The sequence below is a fragment of the Streptomyces sp. NPDC002701 genome, assembly GCF_042889045.1.
In the GTDB taxonomy this organism is placed as follows: domain Bacteria; phylum Actinomycetota; class Actinomycetes; order Streptomycetales; family Streptomycetaceae; genus Streptomyces.
Map to the genome: position 1 here is coordinate 120694 of NZ_JBIAQL010000008.1, position 16520 is coordinate 137213.

Here is a 16520-nt window from a genome sequence, read left to right on the forward strand (position 1 = left end):
CTGAAACATCCAGGAGTGATCCATGCGAACCCAGAGCCGACGGAGGCCGCGCGCGATGTTCGCCGCGGCCGCCGCAGGGACGCTGCTCGCCCCGCTGCTCTCCGGTTGCTGGGCCGGAGCAGGCGGAGCGGGCTCCGGTGGCAACTCCATCAACGTCCTGATGGTCAACAACCCGCAGATGATGGAGTTGCAGAAGCTCACCGCCGCCCACTTCACCAAGGAGACCGGCATCAAGGTGAACTTCACCGTCCTGCCGGAGAACGACGTCCGCGACAAGATCAGTCAGGACTTCGCCAACCAGGCGGGCCAGTACGACGTCGCCACCCTGTCCAACTACGAGATCCCGATCTACGCCAAGAACGACTGGCTGCAGGAGATGGACTCCTACGTCGCGAAGGACCCGGAGTACGACGAGCAGGACGTCCTCAAGCCGATGCGCCAGTCCCTCACCGCGGAGGACGGCAAGCTCTACGGGCAGCCCTTCTACGGCGAGTCGTCCTTCCTGATGTACCGCAAGGACGTGTTCGAGGCGAAGGGCCTCACCATGCCCGAGCGCCCGACCTGGACTCAGGTCGCCGACCTCGCGGCCGAGGTGGACGGCGCCGAGTCCGGCATGAAGGGCATCTGTCTGCGCGGCCTGCCCGGCTGGGGCGAGATCATGGCCCCGCTGACCACGGTCGTGAACACCTTCGGCGGCACCTGGTTCGACAAGGACTGGAAGGCGCAGCTCGACTCCCCCGAGTTCGAGAAGGCGACCAAGTTCTACGTGGACCTCGTCCGTGAACACGGCGAGTCCGGCGCGGCCCAGTCCGGCTTCGCCGAGTGCCTGAACAACCTGACCCAGGGCAAGGTCGCCATGTGGTACGACGCCACGTCCGCGGCCGGCTCCCTGGAGTCGGCGAAGTCCCCGGTCAAGGGCAAGATCGGCTACGTGCCGGCACCGGTCGAGAAGACGGAGTCCTCCGGCTGGCTCTACACCTGGGCCTGGGGCATCCAGGACGCGTCCCGCAACCCCGACAAGGCGTGGAAGTTCGTCTCCTGGGCGTCCAGCAAGGAGTACGAGCAGCTGGTGGGCGACGAGATCGGCTGGTCCAACGTCCCGGCAGGCAAGCGCGCCTCGACGTACACGAACGCCGACTACCGCAAGGAGGCCGGCGCCTTCCAGGAGATGACCAAGAAGGCCATCGAGGGCGCCCGGCCCACCGATCCCGGCGTACAGCCGCGGCCCGCGCCCGGCATCCAGTTCGTCGGCATCCCCGAGTTCACCGACCTCGGCACCAAGGTCTCCCAGGAGATCAGCGCGGCCATCGCCGGACGCCAGTCCGTCGAGTCGGCCCTGAAGAAGTCCCAGAAGCTGGCCGAGGAGATCGCCGAGGAGTACGAGGGACGATGACCGCGACAACGACAGCCCCCGTGGCAGCACCACCCGTCCGCACAGAGCAGAAGCCGCCCTCCGACCGCCTGCGCGCCTGGGCGACCAGGGCCCCGCTCCTGCCCGCCCTGATCTTCATGGTCGCCGTGACCCAGCTGCCGTTCGTGGCCACGCTGGTGATCTCCTTCTTCGACTGGAACTCGCTCTACCCGGACGCCCGCAGCTTCACTGGCTTCGGCAACTACGCCGAGGTCCTCACCGACGAGGCCCTGCGCAAGTCGGTCTGGACGACCATCCTGCTCACCGTCACCGTCGTCCTGGCCAGCCTGATACTCGGGCTCGGCCTGGCCCTCCTCCTGGACCGCAAGTTCCGGGGCCGCGGCCTGGTCCGCACCCTCCTGATCGCGCCCTTCCTCGTGGTCCCCGTGGCGGCGGCCCTGCTCTGGAAGCACGTGCTCTACAACCCCGAGTACGGCCTGCTCAACGGCCTGCTGCACTACGTGGGCGGACCGGAACCGGACTGGATCAGCAACACTCCGCTCCTCGCCGTGGAGATGTCGCTCATCTGGCAGTGGACGCCCTTCATGATGCTGATCCTGCTGGCGGGCCTGCAGAGCCGGGACCACCAGCAGATCGAGGCGGCGAAGGTCGACGGCGCGAGCGGCTGGCAGATCTTCCGCTACCTCACCCTCCCCCACCTGCGCCGCTACCTCGAACTGGGCGCCCTGCTCGGCTCGATCTACATCGTGCAGAACTTCGACGCGGTCTTCACGATCACGTCCGGCGGCCTCGGCACCGCGAACCTGCCCTACACCGTCTACCAGAGCTTCTACCAGGCCCACGAGAACGGCCTCGCCTCCGCGGCCGGCGTCCTGGTCGTCATCGGCTCGATCATCATCGCGACCTTCGCACTGCGCGTGGTCTCGTCCCTGTTCCGCGAGGAGGTGTCCCGCGCATGAGTGCCACCGCCGTACGTGCAGACCTCAGCAGCACCCAGCCCACCGCACCCGGCCCCCGGCGCCCCAGAGGAAGGGGCCTCGGCCTGGTCGCCTGGCTGGCCGGCATCGTCTTCTTCCTGCCCATCGCCTGGATGGCCCTGACGTCCTTCCACTCCGAGGAGGACGCGGCGACCAACCCGCCGTCCTTCGGGGCCGCCCTCACCCTGGACGGCTACCGCGAGTTCTTCGGTTCGGGCGGCGGCGCGAGCCCCTGGCCGTCCCTGATCAACTCCACCGTGGCGTCACTGGCGTCGACGCTCCTGGTCCTCCTCCTGGCCCTGCCCGCGGCCTACGCGCTCTCCATCCGCCCGGTGAAGAAATGGACCGACGTCCTCTTCTTCTTCCTCTCCACGAAGATGCTGCCGGTGGTGGCGGGCCTCCTGCCGATCTACCTCTTCGCGAAGAACACCGGCATGCTGGACAACATCTGGCTCCTGGTCATCCTCTACACCTCGATGAACCTGCCGATCGCGGTGTGGATGATGCAGTCCTTCCTCGCCGAGGTCCCGGTGGCGATCATCGAGGCGGCCCAGATAGACGGCGCGAAACTGCCGACGATCCTCACCCGCGTCGTGGCCCCCATCGCCCTCCCCGGCATCGCCGCCACCGCCCTCATCTGTTTCATCTTCAGCTGGAACGAGCTGCTGTTCGCCCGCGTGCTGACGGGCGTGGTGGCGGAGACCGCCCCGGTCTTCCTCACCGGCTTCATCACCAGCCAGGGCCTGTTCCTGGCGAAGGTGTGCGCCGCGTCGCTCGTCATCTCCCTGCCGGTGCTCGCCGCGGGGTTCGCCGCCCAGGACAAACTGGTCCAGGGCCTGTCGCTTGGAGCAGTCAAGTGAAAGCCGCCGTCATCGAGTCCGTGGGCAAGGCCGTCGTCGCCGAGGTCCCGGACCCGACGCCAGGACCCCGCGAGGTCGTCGTGGAGGTCGCGGCCTGCGGGCTGTGCGGCACGGACCTGCACATCCTCCAGGGCGAGTTCGCGCCCAAGCTGCCGATCGTCCCCGGCCACGAGTTCGCCGGCGAGGTCGTCGGAGTGGGGCGGCAGGTCACGGAGCTGTCGGTCGGCGACCAGGTGGCGGTGGACCCGTCCCTGTACTGCTACGAGTGCCGTTACTGCCGTACGGGACACAACAACCTGTGCGAGCGCTGGGCCGCGATCGGCGTGACCACCGCGGGCGGCGCCGCCCAGTACGCGGTCGCGCCGGTGGCGAACTGCGTCAAGCTCCCCGAACACGTACGCACCCAGGACGCGGCCCTGATCGAACCGCTCTCCTGCGCGGTCCGCGGCTACGACGTCCTGAACTCCCGCCTCGGCGCCCATGTCCTCATCTACGGCTCGGGCACGATGGGCCTCATGATGCTGGAGCTGGCGAAGCGGACCGGCGCGGCGAGCGTGGACATGGTGGACATCAACCCGCAGCGCCTGACGACCGCCCAGAAGCTCGGTGTGTCCGCGTCCGCGACGAGCGCCGACGAGCTGGAGCGCCCGCAGGGCTGGGACCTGGTGGTGGACGCCACGGGCAACGCGGCGGCGATCCAGGACGGCCTGGAGCGGGTCGCCAAGGCCGGCACCTTCCTGCAGTTCGGGGTGGCCGACTACGCCACCCGGGTCTCCATCGACCCGTACCGCATCTACAACCAGGAGATCACCATCACCGGCTCGATGGCTGTCCTGCACAGCTTCGAACGGGCGGCGGAACTCTTCGCGACGGGAGTCCTGGACCCGGACGTCTTCATCTCGGACCGCCTCCCCCTGGACCAGTACCCCCAGGCACTGACCCAGTTCGCCTCAGGAGTCGGCCGCAAGATCATCGTGACCCCGTAACCCCCTCCCCCTCCCCCTCCCTCCGCGCCCTGGAAGAAATCCCAGGGCGCGGTGGTGCTCCCGCAACCCGCGGAGCACCATCTGAAAGTTAAGGGAACGGTAAAACGAGCCCGCTCGTTCACCCGGCATGACAGCTATGACCCCCGGCTCGAACATCCCTCTCCCCGTCACCCGCGTGACGGTGGACGTCGCCGCCCCGGTGCGGCTCGACGTTTCGGGCCTGCTGCTCACCGCCGACGGCAAGGTGCGCTCCGACGACGACTTCATCTTCTACAACCAGCCGTCCGGCCCGGGCGTGACGTACCGCTCCGGCGGCGGCAGCACCCCGGACTCGATCACGGTCGACACGACCGCCGTGCCCCCGGGCATCGAGAAGATCGTCGTCACCGCGAGCCCGGACGCCGCGGGCCAGACGTTCCAGGGCATCGAACCGACGGCCACGATCCGTGACGCGAACGACGGCTCGGTCCTGGCCTCCTTCACCCCGCCCCAGCTCAACGCGGAGACGGCCCTGGTCATCGTCGAGGTGTACCTGCGCAACGGCGCCTGGAAGGCCCGAGCCGTGGGCCAGGGCTACTCGAACGGCCTGGCGGGCATCGCCACGGACTTCGGCGTGACGGTGGAAGAGCCCACACCCCCGCCGCCGGCCCCCCTGACCACCCCCGCACCCCCGGCGGCGCCCCCCGCCGCCCCCACGGCCCCGCTCACCCCCGCGGCGCCTCCGACACCCCAGGCGGCACCCCCCACTCCCCCGCCCTCGGGCAAGATCAACCTCGACAAAGGCCGGGTGAACCTCCAGAAGAACCAGACCGTGTCCCTGACCAAGGGCGGCCGCCCCTTCCTCTCCCAGGTGAAGATGGGCCTGGGCTGGGAGCCGGCGTACCGCGGCAAGGACATCGACCTGGACGCGTCCGTCATCGCCTACGGGCCGCAGCGCAACCACATCGACAGCTGCTACTTCGGCAAGCTCTCCATCGTGAACGGCGCGATCAAGCACTCGGGCGACAACCTCACCGGCGAGGGCGGCGGCGACGACGAGGTGATCGTCGTGGACCTGGGCCGCCTCCCCCAGGAGGTCACCGGCCTGGTCTTCACGGTGAACAGCTTCTCCGGCCAGAAGTTCACCGAGGTCGCCAAAGCCTACTGCCGCCTCCTGGACGCCGCCACGGGCGAAGAGCTGGTCCGCTTCGACCTCACGAGCGCGGAGCCCCAGACCGGCGTGATGATGGCCAAGCTCATCAAGCAGTTCTCCGGCGAGTGGGAAATGACGGCCCTGGGCAACTTCGTCAAGTCCCGCACAGTCCGAGGAATGGTGAAACCCTCAGCCCAAGCCCTCTGAAAGCCCCCACCACGCCGGCCCCGCCCGCGGCCGCAAACGCACCGGTGGCGGGGCCGTCCCGGTAGACACCCACGGCGATCCGATCCGGTGTGCACCGGGGGCGGGGCCGTGCCGGTATGTCATGCCCGTCGCGTACGGCTCCCGCAAGATACGAGCACATGTCCCGGCAGAGAGCCGTACGCACGGAAGGCGACGGGCAGACATACCGGCACTGCCCCGCCCACCCCCACCGGCCGACCGGCGCGGGTCACCCCACCCAGGGCCACTCCGCATCCCGAGCCCCCTCAAGCAACGGAACCATCCGAAAGGCCGCATCCGAGAGCCCCCCGAACGTATGCCGGTTCCGACCCCCCGACGGCGCATGCCCCGCCCGGTACCCGGCGAGGTTCCAGGTGTACACCGGCACGTCCGCAGGAACCTGCGAGGCCGGATCCCCGTGACCGCTGTACCCGGCCTGCTCGTCCGTGACGATCAGCACACGGTCGTGCTTCTTGTAGTGCCGGCGCACAGCCTCACTCGTGTTGGTCCCCCCGAGGTCCCCGAACCGCTCCAGCACCTTCAACACCGACTCGCCCCGCCGGAACGACACCACGTCACTGCCACTGCCGAACTCGACGAGATCCGCGTCGGCCGCCCGCAACGCGATCGCCGTACCGAAGACGGCCGCCGCGTCGGCCCACGTGAGCGCCGACCGGTCGGACAGCCGGGAGAAGAACATCGAACCGGACCGGTCGACGAGGACGAGCGTCCGCCCGCCCAGAACCGGCACGTTGGCCAACGAATGACCGAGCGCCCGCTCCAGCGGATACGCCCACCGCAGCGACGGCGCGTGCTGATACGCGGCGAGGTACCGGAACGGAAACTGCCGCGACCGCGCGACCTCCGCCGGATCACTGATCTTCTCCGCGACCCGCGAGGCCACCTCGTCCGAGACCCCGGCCTCGTCGAAATTGCGCAGGTTCCTGACGAGAGCCATCGCCCCCATCGAGGGAATCACCGCCTCCCAGGCCGCCGCGTCCATCGGCCCCTGGAGCCACCCGGCCAGCGCCTCCCAGGTCATCCCGGCCGCCGCGAGCCGCCCGGCGCCCCCCTCGGACGTCACGATCGCACGCCGCTCCGCCACCGGCACCGCCATCAGCTCGCGGTGCGCGGTGAGCACCCGGTCGGCCGCGGGCGGCACAGCGGTGTCCGGGTTGTGCCGGCGGTCGAGGGCGTACCGGAACAGCTCACCCTGCCACGGCTTGTCCGGATCCGGCGCCGCGTGCACGAGGTTGAGGACGTCACCGAAGCGGTAGCCCTTGGACCCCGTGTCGTACTTCAGCAACGCCTTGGCGCCGTAGAGGCGCCGCACGGCATCGGCGACACCGCGCTTCACCGGCTTGGGCAGGGCGCGGCCGTACCGCGAGGTCCAGTAGGCGAGCAGTTCACCGGGCTCGTCGGGACGCCGCAGCACGGAGGCGACGACCTGCCGGTTCGCCGGCCCGTCCGTGACCCCCGCGTCGAGGCGCGCCTTGACGTACTCGGCGGCGCCGACGATCGACGCGGTCCGCAGGTTGCCCTCGCCGCGCAGCCAGCCGAGCAGGGCCGCGGTCCACGACGGATCGGTGACGGCGAGCTGCCGTACGAGCGCGGCGAACCGGTCGTCGCGCGCCTCGCCGTCCTCGTAGAAGGTCTTCTGCGCGACGAAGTTGGCGATGGACAGCAGAAAGAGCTCGGAACGCGGATCCCGCTCGACGCCCCGCCCGCCCTCGTGGGTCCGCAGCACACGCCCCGTGGAGGCGACACGCGAAGTACCCCTGGCCTTCGCCGCCTTGGTGTTGAACCGCGCCATGATGAATTCCCCCGAATTCTCGAATGTTTCGGAGGGAGGCGCAGCAAATGGAGCGTGCCCGAGTTCAGGGGTCGGCGGCGGACCTGTTCGGATGCTCTACCGAATTGAGCTACACCGGCCCGAAGCCGATGACGGGACTTGAACCCGCAACCCTCTGATCCCATGAAGTAACCGCTGCCTGCGCACCGGGCACACACCATCTGCTGCGCCTCCCGAGATCAAGTCGGCTGCGGCGTGGATTCTTTGAGAGAGAAGTAGCCGCAGCCATCGCACCGGGAGGTGCATTGAATTGTGGGTGTCCAGAGTTCAAGGCCGGCGGAACCGACGTAGGTGCTCTAGCCCCTGAGCTACACCGGCATGTGGTACCGGTGGCGGGACTCGAACCCGCGGCCGCCCCATTATGAGTGGAAGTAGGTCCTGCCCTCGCACCTGGACGTTGTCCACTGTAGGAGGCGTGCCACGGGCCGGGCGAACGATTAAATCCCCACTTCGCTCAACACTTCACGCTTGCGGTGAACGTGTGTCAGCGCCGCTTCTGCCGCTTCCAGGGCCCCTTGACGGCGACCATGATGCCCGGCTCCTGAATGTTGGCGTACAGGGTCTTTCCGTCGGGCGAGAAGGTGACGCCGGTGAACTCGCTGAACTCGGGCTCCTCCTCGGTGCCGATGTTCAGGTCGTTGCGGGCGATGGGATAGGTCCGCCCGCTCTCCGTCGCACCGAAGAGATGGGAGACACCTTCGCCGTCCTCGGCGATCACCAGACCGCCGTACGGCGAGACGGTGATGTTGTCCGGCCCGTCGAAGGCGCCGTCCACCGACGGGTCGGGGTTCACCCCCAGCAGGACCTTCAGGGTCAGCGTGCGCCGCTTGGGGTCGTAGAACCAGACCTGCCCGTCATGCTGGACAGGGCTCTCGTCACGGGCGTACGAGGACACGATGTACGCGCCGCCGTCACCCCACCACATGCCTTCGAGCTTGCGCGCACGGGTGACCTCACCGAGGTCGAACTGCTCGCGCACGGGAACGGTCTTCCCGTCCCGGTCGGGCACGTCGACCCAGTCGACCCCGTACACGGTGCCGATCTTCGTGGCGCGGGACAGATCGTCGACGTAACGGCCGCCGGAGTCGTAGCACTTGGGCGCCTGGAGCACGCCCGCGTCGTCGGCGAGGGTACGGAACTTCCCGCGGCCGTGGGTGAAGCCGTGCGGGGGCTTCCAGCGGAAGAACAGGCCGTTGGGCTCGGAGTCGTCCTCGGTGAGGTAGGCGTGGCCGCGCTTGGGGTCGATGACGACGGCCTCGTGGTCGTACCGGCCGAAGAACTTCAGCGGCTTGGGGTCGCGGTTGGCGCGGCGGTCGGCCGGGTCGACCTCGAAGACGTAGCCGTGGTCCTTGGTCATGCCGTTCTCGCCGGCGCGGTCGGAATTCTCCTCGCAGGTGAGCCAGGTGCCCCACGGGGTGCTGCCGCCCGCGCAGTTGGTGGAGGTGCCCGCGATGCCGACCCACTCGGCGACCGCGCCGCCGGGACGCACCTCGACGACCGTGCACCCGCCGGACGCGGCCGGGTCGTAGACGAGACCTTCGGCCAGCGGCACCGGGTGCTTCCAGTTGGCGCGCGGGCCCTTCAGCTCGTGGTTGTTGACGAGGAGGGTCGTGCCGCGCGGGCCGTCGAAGGTGGCCGTGCCGTCGTGGTTGGAGGGCGTGAACTCGCCGGACTCCAGCTTCGTCCTGCCGCTGTACGTGATGACGCGGTACGAGAACCCGGCGGGCAGCGCGAGGATGCCGTTCGGGTCGGGCAGGAGCGGCCCGTAACCGACGGCTCCGCCGTGCCGGCCGGCGTCGTGCAGGTCGGTGTCGTCCCCCGCGGTCTCGGTGTCCGTGGACGCGAGGGCGCCGGGCGCGGTGGCGAGTGAGCCGACGCTGCCGATCAGGGCGACACCGGCACCGGTGATCGCGGATCGTCTGGCGAAGTCCCTGCGGGTGAGCGACATGCTGTCTCCTGTGACGGTGGCGAGCTGCGGGCGGCGGACGCGGCTGTCGGCCACACCGTCCCCCTCCTTCCTGAACACCGGTTGAACACCGCCCGACGTTCCCGGCCCCCCTTGCGTGAACGCGCCCCCGCACCCCACCCGCACCCCATACGGCTCAACAGCCCTCGCGTCCGAACTGTTGCCCGCCATAATCTCGGTACCAGACCCGCACGAGCGCTGGGAGGCGAGCCGCAGTGGACGCACGTCAGGCACGCCGTCTCCATGAGGAGCGGTTGATGGCGCTGGCCAATGTCGACGGCGTCGGTACCGGCCGCGACGAGGAGTCCGGCGAGGACGTCATCGTCGTCTTCGTCACACAGAAGGTCCCACGCGAGGAGCTCCGCCCCGAGGACGCGATCCCGGACACCCTGGAGGGCATCCCGGTCCGAGTCCTCCCCCTGGACGAACCCTGACCTTCCCATCCCTGGGGCTGCGCCCCAGACCCCCTTTGTCCTCAAACGCCGGACGGGCTGAAAAATCAGCCCGTCCGGCGTTTGACCGGGGGTTCGGGGGCGCAGCCCCTGAGCAGTGAGGGGAAGGGAAGGGGCGGCGGGGGCGAAAACCCCCTACCCCTGCTGCTGCGACCGCGCCTTGAACGCAGCCTTCCGCGCCTCCTTCGCCACCTTCTTGTCCGGATGCAGCCGCCCCATCGCCTCCAGCACGTCCGGCGTGGCGGGATGCTCCACCCGCCACGCCGCGTCGAAGAACGACCCGTGCTGCGCCGCGAGCCCCTCCACCAGCGCCTGCAACTCCTCGGAGTTGCCCTCCGCCGCAAGCTGCGCGGCGATCGTGTCGACGGTCAGCCAGAACACCATCCCCTCGGACGGCGCGGGCACGTCCGGCACCCCCCGCTCGGCGAGCCAGACCCGCGCGAGCCCGCCCAGTTCGGCGTCGTCGAGCACCTCGTGCAGCGCGGGCGCGGCCTCCGTACCGACCAGGGACAGCGCCTGCTGACAGCGCAGCCGCCGCAACGGCGCCCCCGCGTCGGACCCCCGGGCGGCCGCGAGCAGCTCCCGCGCCGCGTCGAGGGGTGCCCGGCGCGCGAGCCACTGCTCGGTCTCCGCCTGCGCGGCCGTCGGCGGGAACGTGGACGTGGAGTCGAGGAGCACGTCGGCCCCCTTGTCCGCGAGGTCGCCCACCGCGGGCGCCGCGAACCCGGCCTCCAGGAGCCGCGCCCTGATGCCGTACACGCCGAGCGGGGTGAGCCGCACCATCCCGTACCGGGTGACGTCCGTGTCGTCCAGGGCCCCGCCGGACGCGGCGGGCTCCTCGTCGAGGTCGGCCATGAGCGCCTCGTCGACGGGCTGAAAATCGACGAGCCCGATCGGCGCCAGGGTCCGGAACTGGTCGTCGAGCCGCATCATCGCCTCCGACACCTGCTCCAGGACGTCGTTGGTGGGCTCCCCCATGTCGTCGGGCACGATCATCGACGCGGCGAGGGCGGGCAGCGGCACCGGCCCCTCGCCCGGCCCGTCGGCGCCGGCGGTCAGCAGATAGAGGTTGCCGAGCACCCCGTCGAGGAACTCGGCCTCCGCCTCGGGGTCCCAGTCCAGGGCGGAGAGGTCGATCCGGCCGCCCTCGTCCATGGCGTCCGCGAGGTCGTCGAGGTCGGGCACGCTCGCGTCGGCCAGTACGGTCTCCAGGGCGCCGAGCCACAGTCCCAGCACGTCCTGCGGTGCTCCGGAGAGGACGAGGGCGAGGTCGGCGCCGGTGGTGACCGTACCCGCCTCCTCGTCCAGGACCTCGACCAGCCCGGTGTCCACGGCGACCCGCCATGCCTCGCCGGCGTGGGCGACGGCGTCCACACCGTCGAGCCCCAGCTCCGCGGCGGCGGCCGCCAGCTGTTCCTCGACGAGTTCGCCGCCGGCCCCGACCCGGGTCTCCGGGCCGGCCCAGCGGGCGAGCCGCACGGCACGCGAGAGGAGCGGCGTGGCGAGCGCGTCCCGCGCGAGCTCCGCTTCGGAGTGCAGACGCACCGGCGGCAGGGGGGAGCTGTCTGACATCGGCTGGTTCTCCTAGGACGAACAGTCGGACGTACATCGCGGCGCCGGTCCGGACGCACGACGCGGCGCTCCGGGGCCGGCCGGGAACACACTCTCCAGCCCGCCGCCCCGCCCGGGAGACGCAGCCTCAGCCTAGACGGATTTCGACCCATGCCGCCCGGTTCATGAACCTGCCACAAGTATTCAGCCAGGAAACCTTGACAAGTGCCGTGACCAGACACGAGATTGACGCGCGTAGATACCACCCTCGTCCCGGCGCCCACGCACGTCCCCGGAGGGATTTCGTTGCCGAGCAAGTCTTCCGCACGCATAGCCGCGCTCACCGTGGCGGCCGTCTGTTCCACGGTCTCCCCGGTGGTTCTCACCTCGCCCGCCCACGCGGATGCCGTGGCCGTCCACGACATCCAGGGCTCCACCCGGACCTCCCCGCTCGCGGGCCGGCAGGTCACGGATGTGGCCGGTGTCGTCACGGGCGTCCGCACCTACGGGTCGTCCCGCGGTTTCTGGATCCAGGGCCCGTCCGCGGACGCCGACCCGGCCACCAGTGAGGGCGTCTTCGTCTTCACGAGTTCCACCCCGAAGGTCGCCGTCGGTGACGCGGTCACCGTCTCGGGCACGGTCACGGAGTTCGTGCCGGGCGGTGCCTCGACCGGCAACCAGTCGGTCACCGAGATCACCCGGCCGACGGTGACGGTGGTGTCGAGCGGCAACGCCCTGCCCAGGGCCACCGTCATCGACAGCCGTTCCGTACCGTCTGCGTACGCGCCCGAGGGCGACGCGGCGGCGGGCGGTTCGGTCAACGGCCTGACCCTGCGGCCGAAGAAGTACGCCCTCGACCTCTACGAGTCGCTGGAGGGCATGAACGTCGCGATCGGCTCGTCGCGCGTGGTCACCGCCACCGACCCGTACTCGGAACTCTGGGTGACGGTCAAGCCGCACGAGAACCCGAACCGCCGCGGCGGCACGGTGTACGGCTCGTACACCTCGCAGAACACCGGCCGGCTGCAGATCCAGTCGCTGATCCCCACCGCCACGCAGCCGTTCCCGAAGGCGAACGTCGGGGACACCCTGAAGGGCACCACCGAGGGCCCTCTCGACTACAACCAGTTCGGCGGCTACACGCTGACCGCCCGCACCCTGGGCACGGTCGAGGCCGGCGGCCTGGAGCGCGAGACGACCCGCAGGCAGTCGCGCACGGAGCTCGCGGTCGCCACGTACAACGTCGAGAACCTCGATCCGACGGACGGCACGTTCGCCGACCACGCGGCCGCGATCGTCGACCACCTCCAGTCGCCCGACATCGTGTCCCTGGAGGAGATCCAGGACAACAACGGCGCGACGAACGACGGTACGGTCGCCGCCGACCTGACGATGAAGAAGCTGACCGACGCGATCGTCGCCGCCGGCGGACCGGCCTACGAGTGGCGGTCCATCGACCCGGTGGACCTCGCCGACGGCGGCGAGCCGGGCGGCAACATCCGGCAGGCGTTCCTCTACAACCCGGCGCGGGTCTCCTTCGTCGACCGCGCGGGCGGCGACGCCACCACCGCCGTCGGCGTCACGAAGGTGCGCGGCAAGGCGCGGCTGACGGCCTCCCCCGGGCGGATCGACCCGGCGAACGAGGCATGGACGAACAGCCGCAAGCCGCTCGCGGGCGAGTTCAGCTTCCGCGGCGAGACGGTCTTCGTGATCGCGAACCACTTCGCGTCGAAGGGCGGCGACCAGGGGCTGCACGCGCAGTTCCAGCCGCCGGTGCGCAGCTCGGAGACGCAGCGCCACCTCCAGGCGGCCGCCGTGAACGCCTTCGTCAAGGACATCCTTGCGAAGCAGCGGAACTCGGACGTCGTCACGCTCGGCGACATCAACGACTTCGAGTTCTCCCGGACGACGCAGCTCCTGGAGGCCGACGGCGCCCTGTGGTCGGCCGTCAGGTCCCTGCCGAGGAGCGAGCGGTACAGCTACGACTACCAGGGCAACAGCCAGGTCCTCGACCAGATCCTGATCAGCCCGTCGATCCGCAAGGACCGTGACTTCACGTACGACAGCGTGCACATCAACGCGGAGTTCGCCGACCAGATCAGCGACCACGACCCGCAGGTGCTGCGGTTCCGTCCGTAGCCGTTCCGGTTCCGCCCGGACGTCACCCGCGGGCGTACGCCGCCGGGCCCGGCCCCACCGTCAGGGGGGCCGGGCCCGGTCGTTCCCCGGGAGGGACGGCCGGTGGTCAGCGGCCGGGTTCGTAGGTGAGCTGTTTGACCTGGCGCAGGGTCAGGACGGTCTCGACGGCCTGGACGCCGTCCAGAACCCCGATCCGCTCGCTCAGGTACCTGTACAGCGCGCCGGTGTCGCGGCACAGGACGGCCGCGACGATGTTGGCCTGGCCGGTGACGGCCGAGGCGAAACCGACCTCCGGATGTCCCGCGAGGGCCCGCCCGACGTCGGCGAGGGCGGAGGGGGCCACCGTGAGCCAGAGCATGGCGTCCGTGGCGCGCCCCAGGGGCGCGTGATCGTGCTGTACGTCGAAGTAGAGGACCCCCAGGGAGCGCAGCCGGTCCAGCCGCCGTCTGACCGCCGACTCCGTCTGCCCGGTGCTCGTCCCGAGTTCGGTGAGCGGGGTCCTGCCGTCGCGCCGGAGCACGGCCAGCAGTGCCTCGTCGTCCGCGTCCAGGACGACCGGATCGCCGGCCGCCTCGACGGGCGGCGGCGTCAGCGCGGCCTCCTCCTCGGCGTCCAGGGCCCGCAGTTTGTTGAGCCAGCCGAGCGGACCTCCGTAGTAGGAGTGCAGCAGGCAGTGCGCGCTGACCGAGATGACGCGCGGAGTGCGCGGCAGTCGGTCGAAGAGGAGTTCGTCCCGTTCCTGCCCCGAGCGCGGTTTCATCGCGCACATCACCTCGGTGCCGCCCGAGATCAGGTCGATGTACGAGGTGTCGGGGCGCCGGGCCAGCGCGTCCGCCAGTTGTTCCGCCGCGTCCGGGGTGCAGCGCAGCCGCACGATCCAGCTCTGCCTGCCGAGCCGGCTCCCGTCGGTCATGCCGAGCACGCGCAGGCCCGCCGTGGTGCGCAGCCGCCGGTAGCGCCGTGCGACGGTCTGGTCCGAGACCCCGAGCACCTCCGCCAGCCGGCTGAACGGCGCGCGGCCGTCCACCTGGAGCGCCTGCAGCAGCTTCAGGTCGAGCGGGTCGAGGGGGTCGAACGCGCGGGGCGCCACCGGATTGCTTCCGCTCTTCTCACTCGGGGCCGGCACGGGCCGCGCACGGCTCGCGGACGGTCATCGTACCGGGAGGGGTGCCGGTTGCCGGGGGTCGAGCCGGTGTGCCGGGGGTGAGCAGCGAGGCCCGGGCCCGGGGATGTGTCCCCGGGCCCGGGCCTCCCACCGGTGCCCTTCCCGTCCCCACGGAGGGCGCCCGGTAAGACGCCGGATCACAGCCCCGGGTTCATCCCTACCGGGGATCGAGTTCCGGAAGGGGCTCGGCGTCCGCGCGCTGCGCGGGCGTCCGGGCGGCGGCGGACCCAGCACCGGGCCCGCCTCCGGCGCCCGTGCTCGTGCCGGTGCCGGTGCCGGTGCCGGTGCCGGTGATCACCGTCGTCGTCCGCCGGGGGCCGCGCAGCAGGGTCACGGCGACCGCCGCGGCGACCAGGGTCAGGACCGCGGACACGATCAGACACAGGTGGAGGCCGTCGAGGAACGCCTCGGACAGCGCCCCCAGGGCACGCCCCTGGGCCGGGCCCAGGTCCATCTGTGCGACCGCGCCGAGCCCGTCCTCGTCCACGGCCGCGACGACGCTCTGCCGCTGGGGGCCCGTCAGGCCCGCCTCGGCGAGGTGCCCGGACAGGGAGTCGGTGGCCCGGCTGGTGAGCAGGGCGCCGAGGACTGCGGGGCCGAGGGCGCCGCCGACCTGCCGGAAGGCGTTGTTCCCTGCGGCGGCCATCCCGGCCAGGTGGTGCGGCACGGAGGCGACCGCGGTGGCGGTCATGGGCGTGATGACCAGGCCCGTGCCGAGGCCCAGCAGGGCCAGCCGCCACACCAGGGAGACGTACGAGGTGCCGGCGTCGATCGTGGTCAGGGACAGCAGGGCGCCCGCGCTGACGAGCAGGCCGCCGGTGATCAGGACGCGTGCCGACACCCGGTGCATCAGGCGGCCGACCGGCGCTCCCACCAGGATGGCCATCAGGCTGACCGTCACCAGCCGGGCGCCCGCCTCCAGGGTGCTGAGCTGCTGGACCATGCCGAAGTACAGGCTGAGGGCGAAGAAGAACCCGATCAGCCCCAGGAAGCTGATCATGGCGATCAGGGTGGTGGCGCTGAAGGCCGCGCTGCGGAACAGCTTCAGGTCCAGCATCGGGCTGTCGCTGCGCCGCTCCACCAGGACGAAGGCCGCGCCGGCGACGACGGCCACACAGAGGGCCACCAGCACCTGCACGTCCGTGAAAGAGTCGGCGCCGCCCTCGATGACCCCGTAGACCAGTGCGGTGATCGCCAGGGCGGCGGTGATCTGGCCGGGCCAGTCCAGCCGGCGCGAGCCGGCCGCGCGGGAGTCGGTCAGCTGCCGGGCCGCGACGGCCATGGCGACGAGCGAGACGGGGATCGCCAGCAGGAAGATCCACCGCCAGGCGAAGTGTTCGAGGACGATCCCGGCGATGATCGGGCCGAGGGCCAGGGCGGACAGCAGGGACGTCGCCCACAGCCCGATGAACTTGCCGCGCTCCCGGGGGTCGGGGACGACGTGGCTGATCAGCGCGAGGGTCGTGGGCAGCAGGGCGGCGGCGCCCACGCCGGCCAGTGCCTGGCCGATCCACAGGACCTCGATCGACCGGGCGGACAGCGCCAGGGCGGCGCCCGCGGCGCAGAAGGCCAGGCCCGCCTGGAAGACCTTCTTGCGGCCGTGGACGTCACCGACGACCCCGGCGGTGAGGATGAGGGCGGCCATGGGCAGCACGAACGCGTCGGACACCCAGGCCAGTTGGGCGGTCGAGGCGTCCATCGCCCGCTGGATGGCCGGCAGGCTCACCGAGACGGTGGTCACCGGCAGATAGGCGACGAACACGCCCACACAGGCCATGACGAGCGTGGCCGCCCGCCGGCCCTGCGGGACGCCCGCGCTGGTTGTGACGTTCACTGAACTCTC

12 protein-coding genes are annotated in these 16520 nt (G+C 70.6%); 7 read left to right on the top strand and 5 right to left on the bottom strand.

Annotated elements, in window-relative coordinates; all coding sequences use genetic code 11:
- Positions 1-22: 22 nt before the first annotated feature.
- The 5 genes from ACFYXC_RS22650 to ACFYXC_RS22670 all read left to right on the top strand — a co-directional run bounded on the left by ACFYXC_RS22650 (position 23) and on the right by ACFYXC_RS22670 (position 5534).
- Positions 23-1393, top strand: a complete 1371-nt coding sequence (locus tag ACFYXC_RS22650) for an ABC transporter substrate-binding protein (protein WP_389553824.1) — start codon at positions 23-25, stop codon at positions 1391-1393.
- Positions 1390-2331 carry a carbohydrate ABC transporter permease gene (locus ACFYXC_RS22655; RefSeq protein ID WP_388915254.1) on the top strand — a complete coding sequence of 314 codons (942 nt, stop codon included), beginning with the start codon at positions 1390-1392 and terminating at the stop codon, positions 2329-2331. The genes ACFYXC_RS22650 and ACFYXC_RS22655 overlap by 4 nt, the downstream gene beginning before the upstream one ends.
- Positions 2328-3209: a carbohydrate ABC transporter permease gene (locus ACFYXC_RS22660; RefSeq protein WP_389553825.1), complete on the top strand. Its 882-nt coding sequence runs from the start codon at positions 2328-2330 to the stop codon at positions 3207-3209. Before ACFYXC_RS22655 ends, ACFYXC_RS22660 begins: the two co-directional genes overlap by 4 nt.
- Positions 3206-4195: a zinc-dependent alcohol dehydrogenase family protein gene (locus ACFYXC_RS22665; protein WP_388915248.1), complete on the top strand. Its 990-nt coding sequence runs from the start codon at positions 3206-3208 to the stop codon at positions 4193-4195. Before ACFYXC_RS22660 ends, ACFYXC_RS22665 begins: the two co-directional genes overlap by 4 nt.
- A gap of 136 nt (positions 4196-4331) precedes the next feature.
- Entirely contained in the window at positions 4332-5534 is a 1203-nt protein-coding gene (locus ACFYXC_RS22670; RefSeq protein ID WP_389553943.1) for a TerD family protein, read from the top strand.
- Positions 5535-5781: 247 nt separating this feature from the next.
- Here the strand turns inward: ACFYXC_RS22670 and ACFYXC_RS22675 are convergent, their stop codons facing one another.
- The gene (locus ACFYXC_RS22675) at positions 5782-7365 is read right to left on the bottom strand and encodes a TROVE domain-containing protein (RefSeq protein ID WP_389553826.1); all 1584 of its coding nucleotides are present in this window, start codon (positions 7363-7365) and stop codon (positions 5782-5784) included.
- A gap of 523 nt (positions 7366-7888) precedes the next feature.
- Positions 7889-9352 carry an alkaline phosphatase PhoX gene (locus ACFYXC_RS22680; RefSeq protein ID WP_389553944.1) on the bottom strand — a complete coding sequence of 488 codons (1464 nt, stop codon included), beginning with the start codon at positions 9350-9352 and terminating at the stop codon, positions 7889-7891.
- Between the two features lie 275 nt (positions 9353-9627).
- Between ACFYXC_RS22680 and ACFYXC_RS22685 the strand changes: the two genes are divergently transcribed.
- Entirely contained in the window at positions 9628-9804 is a 177-nt protein-coding gene (locus tag ACFYXC_RS22685; RefSeq protein WP_389553827.1) for a hypothetical protein, read from the top strand.
- Between the two features lie 153 nt (positions 9805-9957).
- On the opposite strand, the gene ACFYXC_RS22690 is transcribed toward ACFYXC_RS22685, so the two are convergent.
- Positions 9958-11394 (bottom strand): hypothetical protein, encoded by a 1437-nt coding sequence (locus ACFYXC_RS22690; RefSeq protein ID WP_389553828.1) that lies wholly within the window; start codon positions 11392-11394, stop codon positions 9958-9960.
- A gap of 285 nt (positions 11395-11679) precedes the next feature.
- Here ACFYXC_RS22690 and ACFYXC_RS22695 point away from each other — a divergent pair, with 285 nt between their 5' ends.
- Positions 11680-13512, top strand: a complete 1833-nt coding sequence (locus tag ACFYXC_RS22695; RefSeq protein ID WP_389553829.1) for an endonuclease/exonuclease/phosphatase family protein — start codon at positions 11680-11682, stop codon at positions 13510-13512.
- A gap of 106 nt (positions 13513-13618) precedes the next feature.
- On the opposite strand, the gene ACFYXC_RS22700 is transcribed toward ACFYXC_RS22695, so the two are convergent.
- Complete coding sequence (locus tag ACFYXC_RS22700) at positions 13619-14602, bottom strand: Lrp/AsnC family transcriptional regulator (protein ID WP_389553830.1); 984 nt, start codon at positions 14600-14602, stop codon at positions 13619-13621.
- A 232-nt stretch (positions 14603-14834) separates the two neighbouring features.
- On the bottom strand, positions 14835-16511 hold the full coding sequence (locus ACFYXC_RS22705; RefSeq protein WP_389553831.1) for an MFS transporter: 1677 nt from the start codon (positions 16509-16511) through the stop codon (positions 14835-14837).
- Between the last annotated feature and the right edge of the window lie 9 nt (positions 16512-16520).